Raw genomic sequence first — 6,734 nt, forward strand, 5'->3', positions numbered from 1 at the left:
CGCGTGAACGTTCGCTTTTTGCTACTCACAGCCACACGCGTGCACGCACAGTTGACGCATGGAGCTCCACAGTCTCGAGTTACGACAAACAGCCCTGTCCCTTTTGCGCGGGGGCGCCCGGAACGCCGACGTCTCGCGTCAGCTCGGCGTCCCTTTGGGCACCGTGGGCTACTGGAAGCACGTGGACAGAGCCAAGCGGGGCGAATGCCCGGGCGCCCATGATCCGGATTGCCCACGGTGCGACGGTAGCCCGCTGGACGAGCAGGCCTACTCGTACCTTCTGGGTCTCTACCTCGGCGACGGCCACATAAGCCACTACTCGGGGCACCGAGTCCCCAACCTCATGATCACCTGCGACGATCGCTGGCCCGGCCTCATGGACTGTGCCGAACAGGCGGTGCAACGCGTCTTCCCGCACAACAAGGTCTGCCGCGTGCGCAGAATCGGCTGCCACAACATCAAGGTGTACTCGAAGCACCTGGAATGCCTGTTCCCGCAGCACGGGCCGGGGAAGAAGCACGAGCGGCGGATCGTGCTCGAAGGCTGGCAGCAGGAGATCGTCGACGCGTACCCCTGGGAGTTCGTCCGGGGGCTGATCCACTCCGACGGGTGTCGGATCACCAACTGGACCGTCCGCAACGGCAAGCGCTACGAGTACCCGCGGTACTTCTTCACGAACAAGTCCGACGACATCCGGAAGCTCTGCACCGACACACTGGCCCAAGTCGGTGTTCAGTGGACCGTCCTGGCCCGTGGCAGCGACCCCTTCAACGTCTCCATCGCCCGTAAGGACTCCGTCGCGCTCATGGACGCCCACATCGGGCCGAAGTACTAGGGGCCCGGTTCCGGGTCGGTGGCGAGGCGGGCGTGGAGGTGTTCGTCGTGGTGGCGGCCGTCGCCGAAGAGGTGGGACTCGCGCAGGACGCCCTCGGGGAGGTAGCCGCAGCGGTGGGCGACGCGGCAGGAGGCCTCGTTGCCGGCGGCATGGGCGAGTTCGATCCGGCGGGCCCCGCCCGTGCGGAAGCCCCAGGTGGTGACCGCCCTGGTGGCGCGGGTGGCGAGGCCGCGGCCGCGGGCGTCCGGCAGGAACCAGTAGCCGATCATGGCCAGGCCGTCCGCGCGGTCGACCCAGCGGAGGTTGACGGTGCCGAGCAGGGCGCCGTCGGTGCCGGACAGCGCCGCGAAGGCCGCGCCTGCGCCCCGGTCCCAGCCGTCCTCGCGGGCTTCGAGCCAGGTCCGGGCGGCTTCGTGGTCGGTCGCCGGGAGGGGGTTCCAGAGGGCGATCTTCGGGTCGGCCGCGGCGGCGACGAGGTCGTCGAGGAGTTCCGGTCCGGCGGGCTTGCGGCCCCAGGGGTGGAGAGTTGCGTCGCCGAGGTCGAGCGTGGTGCGGGCGAAGGTCCGTATGGAGGTGCTCATGCACTCTTCCTAGTCGGCGCTCAGGTCTGTCGCCAGCCCTTTCCTTGGGCTACGCAGGTCGTCGTCGCTGCCGAGGGGGGCGACGGCGCGGCGGAGGACGTCGATGGTGGTCGCGTTCTCGGCGTCGTCGATGTCCTCCCGCATCGTCGCGTGGACCTCGGCGTTGCGGTCGTGGGCGCGGAGGCAGCCCGCCGCCCGCCTCGGTCGGGTCGGGCGGTCAGTGGTCCCGGTGAGCCCCATGGGGGTGACCGTAGGACCTCACGTGGGCTTGGGGTCAGGGGGTGTTGCGGTGGTGGGGCGTGCCGTGTCGCGCCGGGCCGCTCGGTGGGGCCCGGCGCGGTGGTGTGTGTGGGGGGGGGTCAGCGGACCGGGTCGCCGATGTGGTGGATGCGGACGAGGTTGGTGGAGCCGCTGACGCCGGGGGGTGAGCCGGCGGTGATGACGACGACGTCGCCGGTCACGCAGCGGCCGATGCGCAGGAGTTCTTCTTCGACCTGGGCGACCATGGCGTCGGTGGAGTCGACGTGGGGGCCGAGGAAGGTTTCGACGCCCCAGGTGAGGTTGAGCTGGGAGCGGGTCGCGGGGTCGGGGGTGAAGGCGAGGAGGGGGATGGGTGAGCGGTAGCGGGAGAGGCGGCGGACGGTGTCGCCGCTCTGGGTGAAGGCGACGAGGAACTTGGCGTCGAGGAAGTCGCCCATTTCGGCGGCGGCGCGGGCGACGGCTCCGCCTTGGGTGCGGGGCTTGTTGCGGTCGGTGAGGGGTGGGAGGCCCTTGGCGAGGATGTCCTCTTCGGCGGCTTCGACGATGCGGGACATGGTGCGGACGGTGTCGACGGGGTATTTGCCGACGCTGGTCTCGCCGGAGAGCATGACGGCGTCGGTGCCGTCGATGACGGCGTTGGCGACGTCGGAGGCTTCGGCGCGGGTGGGGCGGGAGTTGTCGATCATCGAGTCGAGCATCTGGGTGGCGACGATGACGGGTTTGGCGTTGCGCTTGGCGAGTTTGATGGCGCGTTTCTGGACGATCGGGACCTGTTCCAGGGGCATTTCGACGCCGAGGTCGCCGCGGGCGACCATGATGCCGTCGAAGGCGGCGACGATGTCGTCGATGTTGTCGACGGCCTGGGGTTTTTCGATCTTGGCGATGACGGGGAGGCGGCGGCCTTCTTCGTCCATGATGCGGTGGACGTCTTCGATGTCGCGGCCGCTGCGGACGAAGGAGAGGGCGATGACGTCGGCGCCGGTGCGCAGGGCCCAGCGGAGGTCTTCGATGTCCTTGTCGGAGAGGGCGGGGACGGAGACGGCTACGCCGGGGAGGTTGAGGCCTTTGTGGTCGGAGACCATGCCGCCTTCGATGACGCGGGTGTGGACGCGGGGTCCGTCGACGTGGGTGACTTCGAGGGTGACGCGGCCGTCGTCGACGAGGATGCGTTCGCCGGTGGTGACGTCTGCGGCGAGTCCTTTGTAGGTGGTGCCGCAGGTGTGGCGGTCGCCGGGGTGGTCTTCGACGGTGATGGTGAAGTCGTCGCCGCGTTCAAGGAGTACGGGGCCTTCGTGGAAGCGGCCGAGGCGGATCTTCGGGCCTTGAAGGTCGGCGAGGATGCCGACGCTGCGGCCGGTTTCGTCGGAGGCCTTGCGTACGCGTTGGTAGCGCTCCTCGTGTTCGGCGTAGGTGCCGTGGCTGAGGTTGAGTCGGGCGATGTCCATTCCGGCTTCGACCAGTGCTTTGATCTGGTCGTATGAGTCGGTGGCGGGGCCCAGGGTACATACGATTTTCGCTCGGCGCATGGGGCGAGCCTATTCCCCTACCAACGGGTAGGTAATCGCTTCCCGGTGTCCTCTCAACAACCAATGGGCGAAAGGTTGTTGACATTTGTTGAATGGGCGTGGGGGTGCTCTGATGAGCACCCCCCGGGGCCCGTTCTATCCGCGTTTCAGAGTTGGGGCGGGGTCATGGTGAAGCGTGCGTTCACCTGTGCGTAGACGGTCTGGCGCTGGGGTTCGAGGTCGAGCGGCGGGGGGCCGGCGTCCTCGGTGGTGCTGAAGGCCATGGTGCGCATGCCGGATCCGCCGGGGGCCTGGGCGAAGGGGGCGGCGTTCTCGGCTCCGAGGTCGGCGAGTTCGACGAGGGCGGAGAGGCGGGCGCCCAGGGCTTCGGCGTATTCGCGGGCGCGCTGGACGGCTTCGAGTACGGCTTGCCGGCGGGCTTCGCCGTGGGCGGGCGAGGTGGGGCGCAGGGCCCACCAGGGGCCGTCGACCTGGGTGAGTTCGAGGTCGGCGAGGCGGGTGGTGAGTTCGCCGAGGGTGGTGAAGTCGCTGAGTTCGGCGGTGATGTGGACGCGGCCGTGGTAGGCGCGGACGCGTTCGGCGCGGCCGTGGCGGGTGAGTTCGGGGGTGATGGAGAGGGCGCCGGTTTCGACCTTTTCGACGGTGTCGCCGTGGCTCTTGATGAGGTCGAGGACGGTGTTGTTGCGTCGGGTGAGGTCTTCGAGTGCGGTGCGGCGGTCGGTGCCGCGGGCGCTGACGGTGATGCCGATGCGGGCGATCTCGGGGTCGACTTCGAGGCGGGCTTCGCCGCGGACTGCTACGCGGGGTACTTCGGGGGTTCCGTAGGGCTGGTGCGGTGTGTGCGCTGCGTCCTGGGTCATGGATTCACTCTCGCACTGTCGCCCGTTCGGGTGTGGTCACCGGATCGAAACCTGGCGGGGGTGTTGCGGCTTGTTACTGCTGGGTCAGAATCTACGCGCGTTGTTCAGGCCTCAAAAGGGAGACGGTATGGCGTTCGACCGCAGGACTTTCATAGGGAGCACGGCCGCTACGGGTGCGGCTGTGGCGTTGGCGGGGGCCACGAGCACCCCGGCGGCGGCCGCCGGGGTGCAGGATGTGAGGAAGCCGGGGCCGCGGACGTACGCGTTCACGGTGATGGGGACGACCGACCTGCACGGGAACGTCTTCAACTGGGACTACTTCACGGACAAGGAGTTCGACGACAAGGCGCACAACGACGTCGGTCTGGCGAAGATCTCGACGCTGGTGGACCAGGTGCGGGCGGAGAAGGGGCGGTGCAACACGCTGCTCATCGACGCGGGTGACACGATCCAGGGCACGCAGTTGTCCTACTACTACGCGAAGGTCGATCCGATCACGGCGCGGCGTGGTCCGGTGCACCCGATGGCGCAGGCGATGAACGCGATCGGTTATGACGCGGCGGCGTTGGGGAACCACGAGTTCAATTACGGCATTCCGGTGCTGCGGAAGTTCGAGGAGCAGTGCGATTTCCCGCTGCTGGGGGCGAACGCGCTGGATGCGAAGACGCTGAAGCCGGCGTTCGCGCCGTACAGCATGCACACGCTGCGGACCCCGCACGGGCGGGATGTGAAGGTGGCGGTGCTGGGGCTGACGAACCCGGGCATCGCGCTGTGGGACAAGGCGAACGTGCAGGGCCGGATGACGTTCCCGGGGCTGGAGGAGCAGGCGGCGAAGTACGTGCCGCGGCTGCGTTCGATGGGTGCGGACGTGGTGATCGTGTCGGCGCACTCGGGGTCGAGCGGTACCTCGTCGTACGGTGACCAGCTGCCGTACGTCGAGAACGCGGCGGCGCTGGTGGCGGAGCAGGTGCCGGGGATCGACGCGATCCTGGTGGGTCACGCGCACACGGAGATCCCGGAGTACCGGGTGAAGAACAGGGCGACCGGCAAGGACGTGGTGCTGTCGGAGCCGCTGAAGTGGGGGCAGCGGCTGACGCTGTTCGACTTCGAGCTGGTGTGGGAGAAGGGCCGCTGGTCGGTGGCGAAGGTCGCGGCGAAGGTGCTGAACTCGAACACGGTGGCGGAGGACGCGAAGATCACGCGGCTGCTGTCGGACGAGCACCGCAAGGTCGTGGCGTACGTGAACCAGGTGATCGGTACCTCGACGCAGGCGATGTCCTCGGCGGAGGGTCCGGTCAAGGACGTGCCGATCATCGATCTGATCAACCACGTGCAGGCGGAGACGGTGAAGTCGGCGCTGGCGGGTTCGGAGTGGGCGGCTCTTCCGGTGCTGTCGCAGGCTTCGTGCTTCTCGCGGACGGCGGCGATCCCGGCCGGGCAGGTGACGATCAGGGACGCGGCGGGCCTGTACCCGTTCGAGAACACGATGGAGGCGCGGCTGCTGACGGGTGCGCAGCTGAAGGACTATCTGGAGTACTCGGCGCGGTACTTCGTGCGGACGGCGCCGGGTGATGCGGTGGATCCGGCGAAGCTGACGAATGCCGAGGCGATTCCGGACTACAACTACGACGCGGTGTACGGGCTGTCGTACGACATCGACATCGCGCAGCCGGCGGGTTCGCGGATCTCGGGGTTGTCCTTCCAGGGGAAGGCGGTGGATCCGGCGGCGCAGTTCGTGCTGGCGGTGAACAACTACCGGGCGTCGGGTGGCGGGAACTTCCCGCACGTGCCGCAGGCGAAGCAGCTGTGGTCGAACTCGGACGAGATCCGCAACACGATCATCCAGTGGGTGAAGGCGAAGGGGACGATCGATCCGGCGCAGTTCGCTTCGGTGGACTGGCGGCTGACGCGGGCGGGTGTGCCGGTGTTCTAGTCGGTTGGTGGGGTGTGCGGCCGGGGCCTGCTGTGGCGGGTCCCGGCCGTTTCGCGTGGGCGGGTGGTCAGCACTGCCGGAGGAGTGCGGCCCGGCCGCAGGGGGTGCAGGTGTGGGCGTAGGCGCGGCCGGAGCCGAAGTTCATGGCGGTGGCGGGGTCGGGGCCTTCGGTGAGTTCGGCGGTGAAGGTCATGGGCCGGGTGCAGGTGGGGCAGTCGGGGGTCTCGTCGTACTGGAGCCAGTCGGGGGTTCCGCCGAGCCGGCCGAGGACGGTGGCGCCGGGGGGTGGGCTGGGGGTGGGTACGGCGGCGCGGACGGCTCCGAGCGTGAGGAGTTCGGGGTCGGCGCCGTGGGGGGCCGGTACGGGTTCCAGGTGGTCGGCGGGGAGCAGCAGGGCGAGGTTGCCGCCTGCGGTGGGGCTCCATTGTTCGCATGGTCCGGGGCGGTTCGCGCACATGAAGAGGGCCAGTACGCCGGGGGTGGGGGCGGTGCGGCCGGGGAGGTCGCCGAGGTTGATCTGGGCGAGGAACTGCAGGGGTGCGGTGCAGGTGGCGCAGGTGGGCCAGGGGGTGCCGGTGGGGGCGAGGGGGGTGCCGCCGGTGCGGGTGACGGGTGCGTCCGGTGTGATCGGGCCGCCGTCGAGGAGGAGCGTGGTCATGCCGGGAATGCAGGGGTGGGGGTGTGGTCGGCCTGTCTCTTATACACATCTCCGAGCCCACGAGACAAGAGGCAATCTCG

General features: G+C 68.8%; 7 protein-coding genes. 2 read left to right on the forward strand and 5 right to left on the reverse strand.

Going from position 1 to position 6,734, the window contains the following annotated elements; genetic code table 11:
* Positions 1-58: 58 nt before the first annotated feature.
* Positions 59-835 (forward strand): hypothetical protein, encoded by a 777-nt coding sequence (locus IH80_RS0126600; RefSeq protein WP_030963856.1) that lies wholly within the window; start codon positions 59-61, stop codon positions 833-835.
* Here IH80_RS0126600 and IH80_RS0126605 read toward each other — a convergent pair.
* From IH80_RS0126605 to IH80_RS0126620, 4 genes are all read right to left on the reverse strand, one after another.
* Positions 832-1,416: a GNAT family N-acetyltransferase gene (locus IH80_RS0126605; RefSeq protein ID WP_051809951.1), complete on the reverse strand. Its 585-nt coding sequence runs from the start codon at positions 1,414-1,416 to the stop codon at positions 832-834. The genes IH80_RS0126600 and IH80_RS0126605 overlap by 4 nt on opposite strands.
* 9 nt (positions 1,417-1,425) lie before the next feature.
* The gene (locus tag IH80_RS0126610) at positions 1,426-1,656 is read right to left on the reverse strand and encodes a hypothetical protein (RefSeq protein ID WP_030963858.1); all 231 of its coding nucleotides are present in this window, start codon (positions 1,654-1,656) and stop codon (positions 1,426-1,428) included.
* Between the two features lie 119 nt (positions 1,657-1,775).
* Positions 1,776-3,203, reverse strand: a complete 1,428-nt coding sequence (gene pyk, locus IH80_RS0126615) for a pyruvate kinase (protein ID WP_030963859.1) — start codon at positions 3,201-3,203, stop codon at positions 1,776-1,778.
* Positions 3,204-3,349: 146 nt separating this feature from the next.
* Positions 3,350-4,063 (reverse strand): SIMPL domain-containing protein, encoded by a 714-nt coding sequence (locus IH80_RS0126620; RefSeq protein ID WP_030963861.1) that lies wholly within the window; start codon positions 4,061-4,063, stop codon positions 3,350-3,352.
* 127 nt (positions 4,064-4,190) lie between these two features.
* Here IH80_RS0126620 and IH80_RS0126625 point away from each other — a divergent pair, with 127 nt between their 5' ends.
* Positions 4,191-5,996 carry a bifunctional metallophosphatase/5'-nucleotidase gene (locus IH80_RS0126625; RefSeq protein WP_030963863.1) on the forward strand — a complete coding sequence of 602 codons (1,806 nt, stop codon included), beginning with the start codon at positions 4,191-4,193 and terminating at the stop codon, positions 5,994-5,996.
* Positions 5,997-6,063: 67 nt separating this feature from the next.
* Here the strand turns inward: IH80_RS0126625 and IH80_RS0126630 are convergent, their stop codons facing one another.
* Positions 6,064-6,654 (reverse strand): DUF1963 domain-containing protein, encoded by a 591-nt coding sequence (locus tag IH80_RS0126630; protein WP_030963864.1) that lies wholly within the window; start codon positions 6,652-6,654, stop codon positions 6,064-6,066.
* Positions 6,655-6,734: the final 80 nt, after the last annotated feature.

This window comes from Streptomyces sp. NRRL S-378 (assembly GCF_000720645.1).
Classification (GTDB): domain Bacteria; phylum Actinomycetota; class Actinomycetes; order Streptomycetales; family Streptomycetaceae; genus Streptomyces.

Excerpts from the sequence above, each read along its gene's own strand:
- pyk (WP_030963859.1), bottom strand. The coding sequence starts at position 3,203 with ATGCGCCGAGCGAAAATCGTATGTACCCTGGGCCCCGCCACCGACTCA.
- IH80_RS0126620 (WP_030963861.1), bottom strand. The coding sequence starts at position 4,063 with ATGACCCAGGACGCAGCGCACACACCGCACCAGCCCTACGGAACCCCC.
- IH80_RS0126630 (WP_030963864.1), bottom strand. The coding sequence starts at position 6,654 with ATGACCACGCTCCTCCTCGACGGCGGCCCGATCACACCGGACGCACCC.
- IH80_RS0126600 (WP_030963856.1), top strand. The coding sequence starts at position 59 with ATGGAGCTCCACAGTCTCGAGTTACGACAAACAGCCCTGTCCCTTTTG.
- IH80_RS0126605 (WP_051809951.1), bottom strand. The coding sequence starts at position 1,416 with ATGAGCACCTCCATACGGACCTTCGCCCGCACCACGCTCGACCTCGGC.
- IH80_RS0126625 (WP_030963863.1), top strand. The coding sequence starts at position 4,191 with ATGGCGTTCGACCGCAGGACTTTCATAGGGAGCACGGCCGCTACGGGT.
- IH80_RS0126610 (WP_030963858.1), bottom strand. The coding sequence starts at position 1,656 with ATGGGGCTCACCGGGACCACTGACCGCCCGACCCGACCGAGGCGGGCG.